The organism is Ruegeria sp. AP11 (assembly GCF_056535865.1).
On sequence record NZ_JBQFJB010000001.1, the window covers coordinates 474,424 to 491,687 of the forward strand.

12 protein-coding genes and 1 pseudogene are annotated in these 17,264 nt (G+C 57.9%); 9 read left to right on the plus strand and 4 right to left on the minus strand.

All coding sequences use genetic code 11. The annotated features are described in order from the left end of the window. Positions 1-104: 104 nt before the first annotated feature. A complete protein-coding gene (locus tag ACR3E4_RS02505) occupies positions 105-1,421 on the minus strand; it encodes a tetratricopeptide repeat protein (protein ID WP_480535241.1) in 1,317 nt (438 codons plus the stop codon). 123 nt (positions 1,422-1,544) lie between these two features. Here ACR3E4_RS02505 and ACR3E4_RS02510 point away from each other — a divergent pair, with 123 nt between their 5' ends. The 7 genes from ACR3E4_RS02510 to ACR3E4_RS02540 all read left to right on the plus strand — a co-directional run bounded on the left by ACR3E4_RS02510 (position 1,545) and on the right by ACR3E4_RS02540 (position 8,127). After that, positions 1,545-1,823 carry a hypothetical protein gene (locus ACR3E4_RS02510; protein WP_480567047.1) on the plus strand — a complete coding sequence of 93 codons (279 nt, stop codon included), beginning with the start codon at positions 1,545-1,547 and terminating at the stop codon, positions 1,821-1,823. Between the two features lies 1 nt (position 1,824). Beyond that, entirely contained in the window at positions 1,825-3,462 is a 1,638-nt protein-coding gene (locus ACR3E4_RS02515; protein ID WP_480535239.1) for a sulfatase-like hydrolase/transferase, read from the plus strand. A gap of 101 nt (positions 3,463-3,563) precedes the next feature. After that, on the plus strand, positions 3,564-5,231 hold the full coding sequence (locus ACR3E4_RS02520) for a sulfatase-like hydrolase/transferase (RefSeq protein ID WP_480535238.1): 1,668 nt from the start codon (positions 3,564-3,566) through the stop codon (positions 5,229-5,231). A 59-nt stretch (positions 5,232-5,290) separates the two neighbouring features. Beyond that, positions 5,291-6,535, plus strand: a complete 1,245-nt coding sequence (locus ACR3E4_RS02525; protein ID WP_480535237.1) for a DUF3179 domain-containing (seleno)protein — start codon at positions 5,291-5,293, stop codon at positions 6,533-6,535. A gap of 70 nt (positions 6,536-6,605) precedes the next feature. Beyond that, on the plus strand, positions 6,606-7,358 hold the full coding sequence (locus tag ACR3E4_RS02530; protein WP_480535236.1) for an outer membrane protein: 753 nt from the start codon (positions 6,606-6,608) through the stop codon (positions 7,356-7,358). Between the two features lie 63 nt (positions 7,359-7,421). Next, positions 7,422-7,610: a hypothetical protein gene (locus ACR3E4_RS02535; protein WP_480567048.1), complete on the plus strand. Its 189-nt coding sequence runs from the start codon at positions 7,422-7,424 to the stop codon at positions 7,608-7,610. 115 nt (positions 7,611-7,725) lie between these two features. Then, a complete protein-coding gene (locus tag ACR3E4_RS02540) occupies positions 7,726-8,127 on the plus strand; it encodes a transposase (RefSeq protein WP_480567049.1) in 402 nt (133 codons plus the stop codon). On the opposite strand, the pseudogene ACR3E4_RS02545 reads toward ACR3E4_RS02540, so the two are convergent. From ACR3E4_RS02545 to ACR3E4_RS02555, 3 genes and pseudogenes are all read right to left on the minus strand, one after another. After that, positions 8,028-8,909: pseudogene (locus ACR3E4_RS02545) on the minus strand (IS110 family RNA-guided transposase); the annotation flags it as partial. The gene ACR3E4_RS02540 and the pseudogene ACR3E4_RS02545 sit on opposite strands and share 100 nt — an antisense overlap. A gap of 426 nt (positions 8,910-9,335) precedes the next feature. Next, positions 9,336-10,412, minus strand: a complete 1,077-nt coding sequence (locus ACR3E4_RS02550; protein ID WP_480535234.1) for a DUF2235 domain-containing protein — start codon at positions 10,410-10,412, stop codon at positions 9,336-9,338. Next, entirely contained in the window at positions 10,390-12,681 is a 2,292-nt protein-coding gene (locus tag ACR3E4_RS02555) for a xanthine dehydrogenase family protein molybdopterin-binding subunit (RefSeq protein WP_480535233.1), read from the minus strand. The genes ACR3E4_RS02550 and ACR3E4_RS02555 overlap by 23 nt, the downstream gene beginning before the upstream one ends. Before the next feature lie 140 nt (positions 12,682-12,821). On the opposite strand from ACR3E4_RS02555, the gene ACR3E4_RS02560 reads away from it, so the two are divergent. Both ACR3E4_RS02560 and ACR3E4_RS02565 read left to right on the plus strand, forming a co-directional pair. Next, entirely contained in the window at positions 12,822-15,941 is a 3,120-nt protein-coding gene (locus tag ACR3E4_RS02560; protein ID WP_480535232.1) for a valine--tRNA ligase, read from the plus strand. A 143-nt stretch (positions 15,942-16,084) separates the two neighbouring features. Then, a complete protein-coding gene (locus ACR3E4_RS02565; RefSeq protein ID WP_480535231.1) occupies positions 16,085-17,248 on the plus strand; it encodes a benzoate/H(+) symporter BenE family transporter in 1,164 nt (387 codons plus the stop codon). Positions 17,249-17,264 lie beyond the last annotated feature (16 nt).

The window sequence follows — 17,264 nt, forward strand, 5'->3', positions numbered from 1 at the left end:
AATACTCGCAAATCCATATGACATATGACGTCTCGGAAAAAGCCACCTAAAAGAAGCTATCCCAATCTGAGCTAAATATTTATGACACATCCTATTGCACAGCGTCAGGGCCTGGCGGGTCCTGACCAACCTGCAGCTTTTATTGCACTGATCAGTTCTTGAACTGGTTGCGGGTCTACAAACACCCGAGTCTTCAGTGCTTCGAGGGGGAAGCTTGGCCATGTGTTCGAATACACTTTTGCTAGCCGTTGTGCCTCGGCTTTTTCCCCGTTCCGCCAGTGAGCTGCCATGAGGTAAGCTGCGGAAATTGGTCCGAACGGCCCGCCGCGAGATATTGTTTCATCAAACGTTCGGATTGCGGCAGCATAATCCCCGGTGTGGAACTGAGCCGCACCCAATGCATTGTCAAAGACAAGTCCCCCTCCGTTCTGGGCCAGTGCTCGATATCTCGCTGATTGCGACAGAACCCGTTCAAAATCGGATGTATAAAGAGAGATCAAGGCGTCGAATTCAGCAATATGTGAATCATCGGGTGCCAAGTCTGTGGCCCGTTGGGATAATTGAACTGCGCCATCGTAATTGCCCACCCCAAATTCAAACCATGCTCGCGCTGAAAGCGACCAAGGTGCATTCGGAACCATTTCCAAAGCATAAGCACTATTCTTGTCCGCTGCGTGCAAAAACTCGTCTGAACCGGGCTTGCCCGATTGCATAATGGCGAGCATTGTTTCGACCTGAGAAGCACCAGCATAACCCCCGTAATATAACGGGTCTCGTTCAATCGCTGTTTTGAAAATCAACAACGCGGGCCGAAGCCGGGCCAGATCCGTAACAGGGAAAATCAGATCCCGGCCTGCGTCGCTTAGGTTCATTGCCTCGACACGGGCAGGTGACACGTCGTAGATTGCAGTTTTGCCGGTTTTGGGTGCTACAGATTGCGAAATGCGGCCAATCAGGACACCAAAAAGAATGCCTACTATTAACAGTGAAAGCGAGATAACGACTGCGGTAGCCCGTCGCCTTCCGCGTAAGCTTCGTCTGCTTCGACTGGAGCCCGGCAAAAATTCGGGTGCGTAACCCCCAACGGGCAGCGAGATAACCAATTTGTCAGCAATCCCGTTACCGTCATAATAAGATTGCAGCTTTCGCCGAACACGCCCGGCATCCACACGCACGACGCCCTCGCGTTTCAATAACTCATCCGCGTCGTATCCATAAACATCCATCGCAATGGTCTTGGCACGTATATCGTCGGAACGACCCTCCAGCGTTTCCGTCACCACGTAAGATAGGAATGATCGCATGCGGGCGGATCCTTTGAATTCATCCGACCCCAGAACCTTATCCAACGCGGCACGCACCTGCTCGCCCGAGAACGATTGAGTTCCAGTCTGGCCCTGATTGCCCACGCTGACGTTCAAAAACTATCCTTTCACAATAAGGGTTTGACGTCACGTTGCTACCGTATCATGCGGCTTGAAACGTGCAATATATATTCTTTTGGATGCATGCTTAGAGGGAGTATGCCTAAAAAAGCGCTGCCAATGACGGATGATGAATTCTTTGAATCTCAATTTCCCAAAGCGGGTCGTCTGCTACGGAACCTGCGGGAAAAAGACCAAGAGTTCGATCAAATTTGCCGCGACTACAAAGAGGTTTTTGCAGAACTGGCGGCGCCATCAAAGTCTCAGTCAGTTCTGCAGATACGCTACCTTGCCGATCTGGCAGAAAGCCTTTCGGACCTGCGAAGCAGTATTGACGGACTCCTGCGGGCTCAGGGCGCGCATGCGGAATCGGTACGGAACAAAGATTTGGAGGTTTGACATGAAACTTAGATATATCTTGCCTACGTTGTTGATTGGTGCTGGCTCCGTGCTTGCTCAGGAAACCCCCATTGTTCATGACGGCGAGTTTGAATTCCTCCGCGCGCAGTTTGGTGAGGCATGGGATGCACAAGACGTTGAAGTCGACGCCAAGTTGGCCGAAATACGTGACGCCAATGGCGGCAAGCCTCCTAATTTTCTCTACATCCTAATCGACGACGTTAGCTTTGGTCAGATGGGTGACCGCAAGATGAATTACGTCATGGGGATCGAGACACCCAGCATCAATCAATTGGCCGCCGAAGGTTTATCGCTGATGCGCATGTATACCGAACCCTCCTGCACCCCGACCCGCACCGCCATGTTGACAGGGCGCCACCCAATTCGCGCAGGTGTGGAAGAGGTCAAGGTGGCTTTGGTCGGCGAGGGCCTTCCGGCCAGTGAAGTGACATTGCCCGAGATTCTGAAGCAGGTCGGCTACAATACGGCGCATGTCGGCAAATGGCACCAAGGCGACATCGAACAATCGTACCCCCACAATCAGGGGTTCGATTGGGCCGCATTTCCACTTCACCAGCAAGTACAGCTGAGCCTGATGACTCCCGAGGCAATGCGGTCAAACACCATGCTCGGTTATGTGCCCGAGGGGCAGAACAATCAGTTCCTGCTGGATGAACGGTTCAAGCCATATGGCCTTGTCACCGGTGTCGAGGCCGAAGCCGGTGGACCCGCCCAGGAAGTAGAAATGTCAGCCGGTGAGGTGTGGACGCAGGCCAAATATGAAGAGATGAACGAGCGATATCAACGGCAGGCGCTGGAGCAACTTGAACGCGTCGCTTCCGAGGATGCGCCATTCTTCTTACAATACTGGCCGCTTTACCCGTTGAACTTCGTCTACCCTGATCAGGCAATTTCACGAAATGGCGGGTTTCATGCCGACAAGCTGCAACTGCTTGATGGTTGGATCGGAGATCTTTTGGCCAAGCTTGAAGAAACCGGCAAAGCGGACAACACAATTGTTGTTCTGATGGCGGATAATGGCCTTATGTATCACTACGAAGGCTCATCCGGTCTGAACCAGCTGATCTATCGCGGTGGCAAGACCCAGCATCTTGAAGGCGGCGTAAGAACTGATGCGTTCATTCGCTGGCCTGGTGTGATCGAAGCCAACAGTGCAGTCGGTGACATCTTTCATGTCTCAGATATATTCACCACGATGGCGCGGATTGCCGGAGCCACAGACTTTATACCAAGGGACCGCGTGATAGACGGCATCGACCAGACGGCCTTGCTGTTGAACGGCGAGGGAAACGGGCGGCGCGACTATGTCTATATCTATGAAGGGCCTGTCTTGCGCTCGGTCGTCAAGCAGGAGTTCAAGATGCATCTTCCTGCACCCGGCCAACCCGGCGCGGCTGCTCCGACTTATAATATCTATCGGGACCCCCGCGAGGAACATCCTTTGGTGGGCTACTCGCTTTGGGCCGGGGCATCTTTTCAAGATATGATCAAGCGTCACCAGAAGATGATCGCCAAGTATCCCCATTCAGAGATTGGCAAAGGTACCCCTTATGAAGGCATAGAAAACCTGCGCCCGGAATCCGAACTGACCCGCGACGTATTCATGAGTTGGCAGTGAGATCACAAAATTGGTAATTATTTGAATATAACGATGTTATAGATTGTCACCGCATCGAAGATCAAAAACCGAAGCTTTGCTTCGAGCTTGGGAGAGATGGAATGAAACAACAATGGCTTCTGGTTTTGTGTGCAGGCATTGCCACCTCACCTTTGCAGGCTCAGGACGCACCTATTCAACACGATGCTGAGTTTTACATTCTGCAAACCCAACACGCGGAACAATGGGTGCAGGATGATGCTGCCGTCGATCAGACTCTGGCCGCTTTTCGTGACGGCAACAATGGGCAACCCCCAAACATCGTCAGCGTTCTGATTGACGATATGGGCTTTGGCGATATGGGCATACCCGAGCTCAACGCTGTTCGTGGGTACGACACCCCGAACATCAACGACTTTTCGGATGAAGCGATGCGTATGGTTCGGATGTATACTGAACCGTCATGCACCCCGACTCGTGTGGCACAAATGACCGGTCGCTTGCCGGTACGTATGGGAATGGGCGACACGACGGTTGATATCGCTGGCTTTGGGTTGCCCGATAATGAAGTGACACTGGCCGAGGTTTTGAAACAAGCAGGATATGCAACCAGCCATGTCGGCAAGTGGCATATGGGTGACATTTCCGAAAGCTGGGCCATGAATCAGGGCTTTGATTACGCTCAACACGCCATTCACCAGCAGGGCCAACTGACCATCTTCAACGATGATGCGATCAAGGAACAGGTCTCGGTGGCAATCCGAGATTATGACGACAAATACACGCTGGATGGCTGGTTCCGACCGGATGCCTCGGCGATGATGACCGTCATCGAGGGTGAAACCGGCGGCCCCATTCGCGAAATCCGCATGAAAGCCGGAGAACGCTGGAACGCCGAGAAATACGACGAGATGAACCAGGCGTTTCAGGACAAAACCCTATCCGAACTTGACCGCTTGGCCTCAGGGGACGCACCGTTCTTCCTGCAATATTGGCCGATGATCCCGCTGGACAATACCCGCGCCGGCCGTGACGGGCCGGAAAGTGCCAATGGTGGCTTGTATGTCGACAAGATGCAGCTTCTGGATCAATGGCTGGGCGATCTGTTCACCCGAATGGATGATCTAGGGCTCAGCGACAACACCATCGTTGTGGTCATGGGCGACAATGGGCATTTCACCAAATACGCGCCGCAATCCGGGTTTACCCCGCTGATTTACGCGGGTGGTAAAGGCGACACGACCGAAGGTGGCGTGCGCGTCGATGCCTTCATCCGCTGGCCGGGCATGATTGAAGCCGACGGGTTGCTAAACAGCATCATTCACGTCTCAGACCTCTACACCACGCTCTCGCGATTTGCAGGGGCGGATGAATTCATTCCCAGGGACCGTCTGGTCGATGGTGTCGATCAGTCGGCGGCGCTACTGTTTGCAGATGAATCGAAAGCGCGACGCGATCACGTGATCATCTACTCGGTCGCGAAACCCGAGGCGATCGTTAAGGATCAGCTCAAGCTCAAACTGCCGGGACCAGGTGAGAGCGCAATTTTAGCAAAATTCTTCGATCTTTACCGCGACACCCGCGAAGAATACTCGGTCTCAACCGAAGTCGGATCTTGGGGCGGACAGGAATTCGTACGTATACTGGGCCGCCACAAGGCGCGGAAAGAGAAATACCCCGATACTCCGCCCGCCTACGGCATACCTTATGAAGGGATTGAGAACATTCGTCCTGAGACACAGCAAGCCGTTGAAGCTTTCATGATCAAGCGCGCGTCGACCCAGAAGTAGGCCTGTTCTTTCGTAATGAACCGCGAAGGACTGTAATCACCAAAATCGAGGATCTCAGCATGGTTGGCAGCTTAATTTTCGCACTGGGATTGATCGTGTCACTCGGAATCGGGTTTGTCTATTTCCGCGACCTTGGCGATGTCTCGCAAATGCTGCTGAAGGTAAAGCGTGAGAATATGGTGCGCTTTATCCGGCATGAATACCGCCTGATTGGCATCGGCCTGGGCGGATTTGTAGTGGCAACGCTTGCACATTTCCTTTTGGGGGGCAGCCCTTTCTGGCTTTGGCTTGTAACGGCCGCGCTGACATTGCTTCTTTATGGGTTTCCTTATGTGTGGGTGCATTTGGGTCTGAGAAACCAACTTAACGACGCCCAGTATTTTCCTATCGAGGAAGCCCGGAAATATGTCGGTCCAACAGCGCCGGTCATAGTCATTGAACACAACGGTCACGCGCGCGCGCACCCGGATGCGCAGATCATGCGCCCTCATCTGGCTGGTGATTCAGAGGGGCTGGGAGGCGATGATGTGGTCATGACCTATTGCGCGATGGCCAATCTGGGTCAGGGGTACACACCGCGAATAGATGGTCGGCGGCTGAACCTTGAGGTTCTGGCTCAGCATGGCAACAATCTGATCCTGCGTGACAACGACACAAGCGAGCCGATCCAGCATATCTACGGCTTTCGCGAGGTGGACCGCGATCCCAATCCTGATGGTCTTGCTTGCCCTCTCAGGCCCGAAGCGCAAATGAAGCTTTGGCCCACCTTTCGAATGACGTTCCGCGGGTTTCAGAAAGCCTACCCCGAGGGTGAGGTGTTTCTGAACAAACCATCCCCGAACCCCTTGCTGCGCCTGCTGGACATGATGACCGAGATTACGTTTGGCTGGGGCATCGGGCGCCAACATCAAGAAGACGCACCCGTTATGGACAACATGGATCGTTCAGATGATCGGTTGCCGAACAAGACTTATGTTTGGGGGGTTACGATTGGCAAAGATGCGGCTTGCTGGACCGATGATTTCATCGTCGAAAACGATTGGATCGTGAATGCCAATGTGGGAGGAAGGGATATCGTGATCAGCTTGGATCCGAAATATGAAAGCCTTGGCGTTTGGTATAATGATTTCGGTAAACCGGTAACGCGCTGCAATTTCTGGGGCCATTCAGATAAGGGTCAGCTAAAACGTGTCGAAACCCTGCGCGCAGGCGTGTTCTGGCACGTCTGGTCCGAGTTCTTCCCGAACACAGATATTAACCGTGTCGGTAGCAGTTCGATGGCAACTGGGGATGCCGCAGAATGAAGCTCATGGCCAAACAACCATAAACTTATCACCAATTGTTCAAACTTGTATATTCGACGGGAGGTACAGAATGATTTCGTCAATATGGGTGAAGAGCTTCGCGTGCGGAGCAGCCTTATCTGCATCTGTGGCCACAGCCGCTTCTGCACAGCAATCTGATTGGTCTTATGAGGCCACAATCTACTTGTTTATGCCTGAAACGGAAACTTCCTTGAGCACAGCATTGGGCACTTTGGACGGTACACTTAGCTTTTCCGATGCCCTCGAAAACCTAGATCTGGCCTTTATGGGGGCGTTCTCGGCTACGAATGGTCGTTGGCTGATACTGGCAGACTACAACTACACGGATTTGTCTTTCAGCAATAGCACGCCTGGACCTGCCAGTTCGGGCCTTGAGACATCATTTACCACGCAATACTTAAGTGGTTATCTCGGATACCGAGTCTATGAAGCACCAACTATCTCCGTGGACATTGCAGGAGGCTTCCGGTGGTTCAGCACCGAAACGGAGTTCACCCTTCTACCCGGCGCAGCACCGGGGAGGACGACAACGACCGACGATAGCTGGACCGACCCCGTCATAGGCGCCAGAGCAAGCGTTCAGTTCTCGGACAAATGGTCGGGCACCGGTTTTATCGACTACGGAGGCTTCCGCGGCAGCAGCGAAACTTGGCAGGTTCTGCTGACGGCTGATTATAAAATCAACGACAGATGGTTGATACGCGGTGGTTATCGCTATATCTCATTCGAACATGAAATCGACAGCAACGATTTTACATTCGATCAGTCGGGTCCAGTGCTGGGTGCAACCTATCGGTTCTAGGGTCTAGATGCATTGATTTCCGCCGCGTCGCGTTATTCAGGGCTCCGAAAACAGAGCGGTGACATGAGCGATGTATTTTGGCGGACCGACACGCAGATGGTGCGTCTTAAACCCTTCTTTCGGAAATCGCATGGCATACCTTGGGTTGACGAGAGCGTGTTGCACAAATCGTTTCCGATGCGTATCTGGTCCTTCGATTTGACTGCGGGATGCTGGGATGCCTTTCAAATTCAACGCGTCGCGGCGGGATAAGTTTGCGAAGGCAAAGTACCGTGTGACGAACTAGGCCGAATACAACGAGGCGCTCCGGCAGCATGGTGACGTAACGGTCTGGTTCAGCGAAGACGCGGTGTCTCGTTGGTGCGCAGTGCGCTCCGGCAAGCGCGGTGGTCAACAACGATATTCTGATCTGGCGATCGAGACCTGCTTGACCCTGCGCGCCGTGTTCGGCTTACCGCTTTGCCAAACGCAGGGCTTTGTCCGCAGTCTGCTGCGGCTCATGCAGACGGAACTCCCCGCGCCGGATTTTTCGACGCTTTGCCGACGTGCGCCATCGCTTCAGATCGCGCCCGACACCCGGACAGCCATTGGTCCGATCTCGCTGGTTGTAGACAGCACAGGGCTGCGTGTCCACGGTGGCCGCGAGTGGATGCGGGAGATCCTCCGAAAGAAGGCCCTTAGTGGTCCGGGCGTTCGGGAGACCGACCAGGCTGCTTCCACCAGCATCGCTCGCGCATGGGACCGGCCCTGCTTAGTGATCCGGCCATGATAGGCGGCTTTGTCTCCAGATTGGCGTACTCGGGGATTGAGACCGAAATAGCTGACGAGTTTCTCCGGAGACGAGAAGCGCCCGATATCGCCAATTGCCGCCAGAACGCTCAGAGCGACGATCATGTTGACGCCGGTGATTGTCATCAACTGTTTCACGCGCGGCTCCTGAAGCGCTGTCTGTGCAAGGTCTTCGTCGATCTGTTTCAACTCGAGACCGAGACGGTCCAGCTCGCCGGCATGACGGAGGATGACGCGGCGTTGATCGTGCGCGACGGGTTGGTCCGCCAGCCATTTCCTCCCACGCTTTGTAAAAAGAGACGCATTGTACGGCGGGATCAGATTGGCATGCAGTACCGAATGGATCCTGTTCTTGAGGCGGGTCATTTGGGAAACCAGCTGCACCCGCTCAGCCACGACCCGACGCAGCCTTTCCGTTTCTTCATCCGGCATCCAGACTTCTGGCAAAAAACCACTGGCATGAAGCTTCGCCAGAACACTTGCATCGATCTTGTCGGTCTTGACTTTGGCCCAGGCGATGGCGCGAACGAGCAGAGGATTTGAGATGACAACACGGCTCACAAAAGGGGACAGCAGCCGCACGATGGCCTTTGTGTTGACCGTCGCTTCTAGGACGACCTCGTCCTCCACATTCAGCCGCTCTGCAAACTTCAGGATGTGTTCTCGCTCAAGCTCGAGGCGACCGGCATCCCGGATCTTGCCATTCTCCAGGATCGCCACCTGAGCAAAGCTGCGATGCACATCAAGCGCAATGATTTTCATGACGGGCTCCTTTCCATGGTCAGCAACCAAGGGAGCCAGCGGGCCACACGACAACTACGGATCCGCGCTCACAGCGCAACCGGGCAAGTCGAAGGGGCGTCCAGATAATAACGCGAGCTCACAGCTCATGAGGTACTTCGGCCTGCCCGCCATTCGTGCTCCCAACGCCCCAATCCCGGTGGATCAATAATAAACCACATTACAGGTTCATCAAAAGGCGAACTAGCCAGTTAGCCCCGATACGATAGTTGAATCAGCTCACCATGCTCAAAAGTTTGCAACAGAACCTTTAGTGATGGGTTAGATTGCTTAATGGCACATTTTGTTTCGCACTGAATGGTTGTCGAGCATGTTGCATTCCGCTTTGGGCTCGAACCTGACATTGAAGTGCCGGTGATCTTGAAGTCACTGGCACATGGTAGCCCTTCACTGCGCCGGATGTGACGGCAAATCCGGCATCGGCACCCAGCCGGGCAGCTCGTCCGGTGAGACCGAGACATGCAGGCGCTCGGACCGGTCCTTCCCAACCTTCCGGTGCTTACGCAGCAGGAAAATCTTGCCCCAGCCGCGCCATGTGCCAACCGATGGCGCGTGGGTGTCGGTGGGGAAGCGGTCGCGCCAGCCCTCGGGCAATGGCAGGCCGTGCAACTCGGCCTTGTCTAGCATCCAGATCAGAGAGATGTTGCTGAGGGGACGGGCCTCTTCGAACCCATTGAGTTGTCCACCGACATCGCCGTGAGTGCCGCGGAACCAGACCTGTTCCACATGACCTTTGAAATCGGGGGTACATTTCCACAAGACCGGCTCGAACACTTCGCGGGTCTCGTCCAGCGCCATGGCGTGATAGCCGTGGCGTGTCGCCGGGCCAAGCTGGTGGCTGTGGAAGGCGTGGCGTTCCTCGGCCCAGCGCCAGAGCAGCGGCAGGCGCAGGCCCAGCGCCTTGACCGTATCCCAGACGCCCACCATCTCGATCGCCACATCCTCATGACAGAAGGCCTGCCGGAATTCAGCCGCTGCCTTGCCGTTGGCGGCGCATTCGTAATGGCGATAGGCCTGCTTGATGTTTCGGACGGTGGCGTGTTCGGCCTTGAGCAGCCCGATGGCGTCGATCACCCCGGCCAGGCTGCGCACCCCGTAGGCACCGCGTGAATAGCCGATGAAAAAGATCTTGTCGCCGGGCTTGTAGCGCGAGGCGAGATAGCCATAGGCGCGACGGATCTGGCGGTTGATGCCGCGCCCCATCATCACGTCCAGCGAGGATTTCCAGCTTTCCCACTGCACGCCGGATTCGTAGAAGACCGAGACCTTGCTGCCCATCTCGCAGCACAGGCGCAGGGTCTGGCCCGCATGGGTTTCCCGCCCCGGCTCCAGCGTCGACATGGTGCCGTCCAGAATGATGACATGGCTGACGGGCTCGCGGTGAGGCGTCTCGGCCGAATGCTCGGACCGTAAGGGCCGTCCGAGCCATCCCAGTACCTTTCTACTCAGCCGCGACAGAACCATCGTTCAGCAATTCCCATACTCTGTGAGGTGTGAAAGGCATATCCGCCTGCCGCACCCCGTGATCCCAGAGCGCGTCCTGAACCGCGTTTGCCACTGCGGCCAGCGCGCCCACTGTGCCGGCCTCGCCACATCCTTTCATCCCCACCGGGTTGGACGTTGACGGAACCGGAACCGAGGTAAACTTAATCATGGGTATCTCAGCCGCGCGCGGCAAGGCGTAATCCATCAACGATGCCGTGAGCAGTTGCCCATGTGCATCGTGCACGACATGCTCGGTCAGCGCCTGACCGATGCCCTGACCCACCCCGCCATGCACCTGCCCTTCGGCAAGCATCGGGTTGATAAGGTTGCCAAAATCATCGACGACCGTATAGCGATCAACCCATGTCTCGCCAGTGTAAGAATCGATAACGATCTCGGCAACATGCGCGCCGTTGGGATAGCTGCGGGCATCCAGATTGGCGCGGGCCTCGTGCTGCAGCAGGTCCATGCGCCCGTCTGCGCGCGCCATCTCCGCCGCCTCGGTCAGGGTGGGTGTCAGGTTCGAACCGGGGGCCCGGAAAGTCTCATGATCAAAATGCACGTCGGTATCCTCGAGCCCCATCTTATCGGCGAGATAAGGCGTGAATGCGGCGATCATGGTGTCGATGGTGGCCAGCGTCGCCGTGCTTTGCACCGTGACCGAGCGCGATCCGCCTGTGCCGCCACCATGGGCGAGCCTATCCGTGTCGCCCTGAACGACAGTGATCCGGTCCATCGGAATCCCGGTCTGGTCCGACAGGAAATGAGCATAGACCGTCTCGTGCCCCTGCCCGTTCGATTGGGTGCCGACGTAAAGGTTCACCGTGCCATCCTCGCAAAACTCGACCTTCGAGTTCTCGGAAGGATCACCCAAAATACTTTCGATATAGTAACAGAGCCCCTGCCCCCGGATCAGGCCCCGTTCGGCGTCCGCTGCCTTGCGGGCCGCAAAGCCGCTGGTCTGGCTGGCCGCGCGGCTGAGAACCCTGTCAAAATCGCCGACGTCATAGGTCTCACCCGTGGCGGAGGTATAGGGAAACTGTGCAGGCCGGATGAAGTTCCTGCGCCGCAACTCCCACGGATCGACGCCCAACTCCCGCGCCGCCCGGTCCATGACGCGTTCCAGCACATAGATCGCCTCGGGCCGTCCTGCGCCGCGATAGGCATCGACCTGCGTCGTGTTGGTATAGAACCCTTCGACCCGCAGATAGGTGGTCTGCACGTCATAGACCCCCATCAGGACCTTGCTGAAAAGGCTGGTCTGGATGGCCTGCCCGAAATGGCTGTTATAGGCGCCCAGATTGACCTTGCTGTGGACGCGATAGGCAGTGACCCGGTGATCGGCATCAAAGGCCAGTTCACCCAGCGAGGTCAGATCGCGGCCATGATGATCCGACAGCATCGCCTCGGACCGGTCCGACATCCAGTGGACCGGCTGGCCCAGTTTCTTGGCGGCGACGGCGGTGCAGAAATATTCGGGGTAAGGCATCACCTTCATGCCGAAACCGCCGCCCACATCCGGGGTGGTGACACGGATGTCTTCCACCTCAAGCTTCAGCTTCTGCGCCAGTTGCGCCCGCATCGCCCAGACACCCTGCCCGCCGTAGGAAAAATGCAGGCGCCCATCGGCCCAGTCGGCCTGACAGCCGCGCGGCTCGAGCGAGGTGATGATGACCCGGTTATCCTGCACATCCAGCGAGACGGTATGCGCGGCGTTGGCAAAAGCGGCCTCGGTCGCGGCCTCATCGCCCAGCCCCCAGTCAAAGGCGCGGTTGTCGGGGGCCTCGGGGTGCAGGGTTTCGCCGCCCGCGCGCACGTCCATCTTTACGGGCAGGTCTTCGGTCTCCATCCAGATCAACTCAGCCGCGTCGCGTGCCTGCATCAGCGTCTCGGCCACCACGATTGCCACCGGCTCACCCACAAAGCGGACGCGTCTGTTGGCCAGCATGTGCCGTTCCGGGGCCGCCGCCTGCGTCCCGTCGCGGTTGGGCACCGTGGCCCCGTTCATCACCGTGTCGATGCCCGTCGCCTGCAAATCCTCCAGCGCCATCACCAGCCGCACGCCTTCAGCAGCGCGCGCCTCATCGAGGTCCAACGCCGTGATCCGGCCATGCGCCACCGGGCTGCGAAAAAACGCAACGTGCAGCGCGTTCTCGGGCACGCGGTCATCCATGTATTGCCCATGCCCGGTCAGAAACCGCAGGTCCTCGGTCCGTTTGACGGGCTGGCTTTTGCCGAACTTTTCCATGGGGGTGATCCTTTGGGCTGCGTCAGGGGCGAGATTAGGCTGAACGGGTTCGTTGTCCAGAGCGCGCAGACCCTTCCCCTTCCTGCACGCATTCGTTATTGCAGGCGCTGACCCAAGATTGATGACGCAGGACGCACCCCATGGCGATGGAAAAGACATTCAACGCGGCCGAGGCCGAGGCCCGCATCTACGAGGCCTGGGAACAGGCCGGAGCCTTCAAGGCAGGCGCGAACCGTTCGCGCGACGAGAGCTTTACCATCATGATCCCGCCGCCCAACGTGACGGGCGCTTTGCACGTGGGCCACGCGTTCAACAACACACTGCAAGATATTCTGACCCGCTGGCACCGGATGCGCGGCTTCGACACGTTGTGGCAGCCCGGTCAGGACCACGCCGGCATCGCCACGCAGATGCAGGTGGAAAAGATGCTGGCCGCTACCCAGCAGCCGGGACGTCGTGAACTGGGGCGCGAGGCATTTCTGGACAAGGTCTGGGAGTGGAAAGGCGAATACGGCGGCACGATCATCGAGCAGCTGAAGCGTCTGGGCTCCTCCTGCGACTGGTCGCGCAACGCGTTCACCATGGCGGGCGCGCCGCGTGATCCGCGTACCGGACATGAGAACTCGGCCAATTTCCACGACGCGGTGATCAAGGTCTTCGTCGACATGTACGAAAAGGGCCTGATCTATCGCGGAAAGCGGCTGGTCAACTGGGACCCGCATTTCGAGACCGCGATCTCGGACCTTGAGGTAGAGAATATCGAAGTCGCGGGCCACATGTGGCACTTCAAATACCCGTTGGCGGGCGGCGAGACCTATACTTACGTCGAGAAGGACGAGGATGGGAATATCGTGCTGGAGGAAGAGCGCGATTATATCTCGATCGCCACAACCCGCCCCGAAACCATGCTGGGCGACGGCGCGGTTGCGGTTCACCCATCGGATGAACGGTATGCGCCAATCGTCGGGAAACTCTGCGAAATCCCGGTTGGCCCGAAAGAGCATCGCCGTCAGATTCCAATCATCACTGATGACTACCCCGACCCCGATTTCGGCTCGGGCGCGGTGAAGATCACCGGCGCGCATGACTTCAACGACAACATGGTCGCCAAGCGCGGCGGCATTCCGATGTACCGCCTGATGGATACCAAAGGCGCGATGCGGGCCGATGGCGCGCCCTATGCTGAAGAGGCGGACAAGGCGCAGGAATATGCGCGCGGCAAGGCGTTCACCGAAAACGAGATCGACGCGATCAACCTGATCCCCGACCACCTGCGCGGGCTCGACCGGTTCGAGGCGCGTGCGAAGGTCGTGGAAGAGATCACCGCCGACGGTCTGGCCGTCATGACCCGCGCGGATGATCCCCGTCTGGGATCGACCGCCCTGAAGCCCGACCACGAAGGGGCCGACAAGCTGGTGCCGCTGGTCGAGAGCAAACCGATCATGCAGCCATTCGGCGACCGCTCGAAGGTGGTCATCGAGCCGATGTTCACCGATCAGTGGTTCGTGGATGCCGAAAAGGTTGTCGGCCCTGCGCTGGACGCAGTCAAGGACGGCACGGTCAAGATCATCCCCGAGTCGGGTGAGAAGACCTATTACCACTGGCTGGAAAACATCGAGCCCTGGTGCATATCGCGCCAGCTGTGGTGGGGGCATCAGATTCCGGTTTGGTATGGGCCTCGTATCGAAGAAAAAATCAACGAAGGCGGTGAAAAAGTCGCGCCATTGGACTTTGATGACCCCGTTGCGTTTTGTGCGGCCACTTGGGATGAAGCCAAGATCAAAGCTGCGAACTACTACACCAAAGCTAATACAGAACTAGGTGTTTGCATCGAGTATCGGAAGAAACACGGCGAAGATCTTTACAAGATTGATCTAGAGACTGTGGAGGAATCCAAGCAGATTGCTCTCGCGGCTTCTCCATCGGTTATCTCGCTGTGGCGCGATCCCGATGTCCTCGACACGTGGTTCTCCTCCGGCCTCTGGCCCATCGGCACGCTGGGCTGGCCCGAGCAGACAGAGGAGCTGGAACGCTACTTCCCCACGGACGTTCTGATCACCGGCTTCGACATCCTGTTCTTCTGGGTCGCCCGGATGATGATGATGCAACTGGCCGTGGTCGATCAGATCCCGTTCCACACTGTCTACCTGCACCAGCTCGTCCGCGACGAGAAGGGCAAGAAGATGTCCAAAACCACCGGCAACGTCATCGACCCGCTGGAGATCGTGGACGAATTCGGTGCCGACGCGCTGCGCTTCACCAACGCTTCGATGGCGGCAATCGGCGGCGTGTTGAAACTGTCCCGTGAACGCATCACCGGTTATCGCAACTTCGGTACCAAACTGTGGAACGCCGTCCGCTTTGCCGAGATGAACGAGGTCTTCACCGACGCCGTCCCGCAATTGGCCGTGGCCGACCTGAAACCCAAAGCAGCCGTGAACCGCTGGATCATCGGCGAAACCGCCCGCGTGCGGGAAGAGGTCGACGCGGCGCTGGAAAGCTATCGCTTCAATGACGCGGCCAACGGACTTTACGCCTTTGTCTGGGGCAAGGTTTGCGACTGGTACGTGGAGCTTTCGAAACCGCTGCTGCAGGGCGACGACGCCGAAGCGCAAGCCGAAACCCGCGCCACCATGCGCTGGGTTCTGGATCAGTGCATGGTGCTGCTGCACCCGATTATGCCGTTCATCACCGAAGAGCTGTGGGGCCTGACCGGCGACCGCGCCAAGATGGTCGTCCACGCCGACTGGCCGACCTACGGCACCGAACTGGTCGATGCAGATGCGGATCGTGAGATGAACTGGGTGATCTCGGTGATCGAAAACACCCGTTCGGCCCGCGCGCAGATGCGGGTTCCCGCTGGCCTCTATGTACCGATGCTGGTGACCGGGATCGACGCCAGCGGCCAGGCCGCGTGGGATCGCAATGAGGCGCTGATCAAACGTCTGGCGCGGATCGACAGCCTGACCAAGGCGGATGAACTGCCCAAGGGTACCATCTCGATCGCCGCCCCCGGCGCGTCCTTCGGCCTGCCGCTGGCAGATATCATCGACATCGGCGCGGAAAAGGAACGGCTGGAAAAAGCCAAGGGTAAGCTGGCCAAAGAACTGGGCGGCCTGCGCGGGCGTCTGAACAACCCCAAATTCGTGGCCTCGGCCCCGGAAGAGGTGGTTGAGGAAGCCAAGGCCAACCTCGCCGCCCGCGAGGAAGAAGAGGCAAAGCTGAACGAGGCCCTCGCCCGTCTGTCCGAAATCGCCTGATCTTCTTCTCGGTCCAAATACGGAATCCAGACCTCTCCGCCAAACCCGGCGGAGGGGTTTTTCTTTGCCCGCAAAGCTTTCCCTCTTGTTCGCGCCACCCTGCGCTTGTTAGCACTTCGGCAACGCAATCCGCCGAGGCCCTGATGGCACGACTTCTCCCTCCGATGCAGACCGTCTCAACCGGGTTGGTGGTGGCCATTGTCGGGTTCTTCAGCTCGTTTCCCATCGTCCTGCAAGGGCTGGGTGCGATGGGGGCGTCGCCGGCGCAGGCGGCCTCGGGGCTGATGAGCGCGGCGATTGCCATGGGGCTTGCCGCGATCATTCTCAGCCTGCGCTACAAAATGCCGATCAGCGTCGCCTGGTCTACCCCGGGGGCCGCGTTGCTGGCAGTGTCCGCGACCCCGACCGAGGGGTTTTCGGGCGCAGTCGGAGCCTTCCTGTGCGCCGGGGCGCTGACCGTTCTGGCCGGGCTGTGGAAGCCGCTGGGGCGATTGGCGGCGGCGATCCCCACGACATTGGCGCAGGCGATGCTGGCGGGGGTGCTGTTGCCTCTCTGCCTAGTGCCCTTCACGGCGGTGGTCGAGATTCCGTGGCAGGCGCTGCCGGTGATCCTGACATGGTTCATTGCCGGGCGTTTTAACCGGCTGTTCGCCGTTCCGGCAGCGGTCATCGCGGCTGCCATCGTGGTGTCCCTGAACGCTGGCGATGCGCCATTGATGCCGGATCGCCTGATCGCGGCCCCGGTCTGGACCATGCCCAGCTTTTCGGTCGCCTCTGCCATCGGTATCGGCGTGCCACTGTTCATCGTCACCATGGCGACGCAGAACATCCCCGGCGTCGCTGTAATGCGCAGCTTTGGGTTTGCGCCGGTTCCGGGCCGGTTGTTTTCATCCGTCGGCGGCGCGAGCCTGCTCTCGGCCCCGTTCGGGGCGCCCGCCACCTGTCTGGCCGCCATCACCGCCGCGATGTGTTCGAACGAAGACAGCCACCCCGACCCGGCACAACGCTACTGGTCCGCCATCATGGGCGGCGTGTTCTATTGCCTGTTCGGTATCTTCGCCGTGGCGATCACCGGTTTCGCAACCCATGCCGACCCGTTGCTGATGGGCACGCTGGCCGGGGTTGCCCTGATAGGGGTCATGGCCAATTCCATGCATGCCGCCCTGGACGTCCCGGCCGAGCGAGAGGCGGCGATTCTGACGCTGGCCATCACGGCGTCGGGCATCACGGTCTTTGGGCTGGGCGCGGCGGTCTGGGGGCTTCTGGCCGGTGGCATCGCCTATCTTGTGACCAACAGGCTGCGGTAATTCCTTTCGCCAGCCC

Coding starts and splice junctions, on each gene's coding strand:
- ACR3E4_RS02560 (WP_480535232.1), top strand. CDS start 12,822: ATGGCGATGGAAAAGACATTCAACGCGGCCGAGGCCGAGGCCCGCATC.
- ACR3E4_RS02565 (WP_480535231.1), top strand. CDS start 16,085: ATGGCACGACTTCTCCCTCCGATGCAGACCGTCTCAACCGGGTTGGTG.
- ACR3E4_RS02555 (WP_480535233.1), bottom strand. CDS start 12,681: ATGGAAAAGTTCGGCAAAAGCCAGCCCGTCAAACGGACCGAGGACCTG.
- ACR3E4_RS02535 (WP_480567048.1), top strand. CDS start 7,422: ATGAGCGATGTATTTTGGCGGACCGACACGCAGATGGTGCGTCTTAAA.
- ACR3E4_RS02525 (WP_480535237.1), top strand. CDS start 5,291: ATGGTTGGCAGCTTAATTTTCGCACTGGGATTGATCGTGTCACTCGGA.
- ACR3E4_RS02515 (WP_480535239.1), top strand. CDS start 1,825: ATGAAACTTAGATATATCTTGCCTACGTTGTTGATTGGTGCTGGCTCC.
- ACR3E4_RS02510 (WP_480567047.1), top strand. CDS start 1,545: ATGACGGATGATGAATTCTTTGAATCTCAATTTCCCAAAGCGGGTCGT.
- ACR3E4_RS02550 (WP_480535234.1), bottom strand. CDS start 10,412: ATGGTTCTGTCGCGGCTGAGTAGAAAGGTACTGGGATGGCTCGGACGG.
- ACR3E4_RS02530 (WP_480535236.1), top strand. CDS start 6,606: ATGATTTCGTCAATATGGGTGAAGAGCTTCGCGTGCGGAGCAGCCTTA.
- ACR3E4_RS02520 (WP_480535238.1), top strand. CDS start 3,564: ATGAAACAACAATGGCTTCTGGTTTTGTGTGCAGGCATTGCCACCTCA.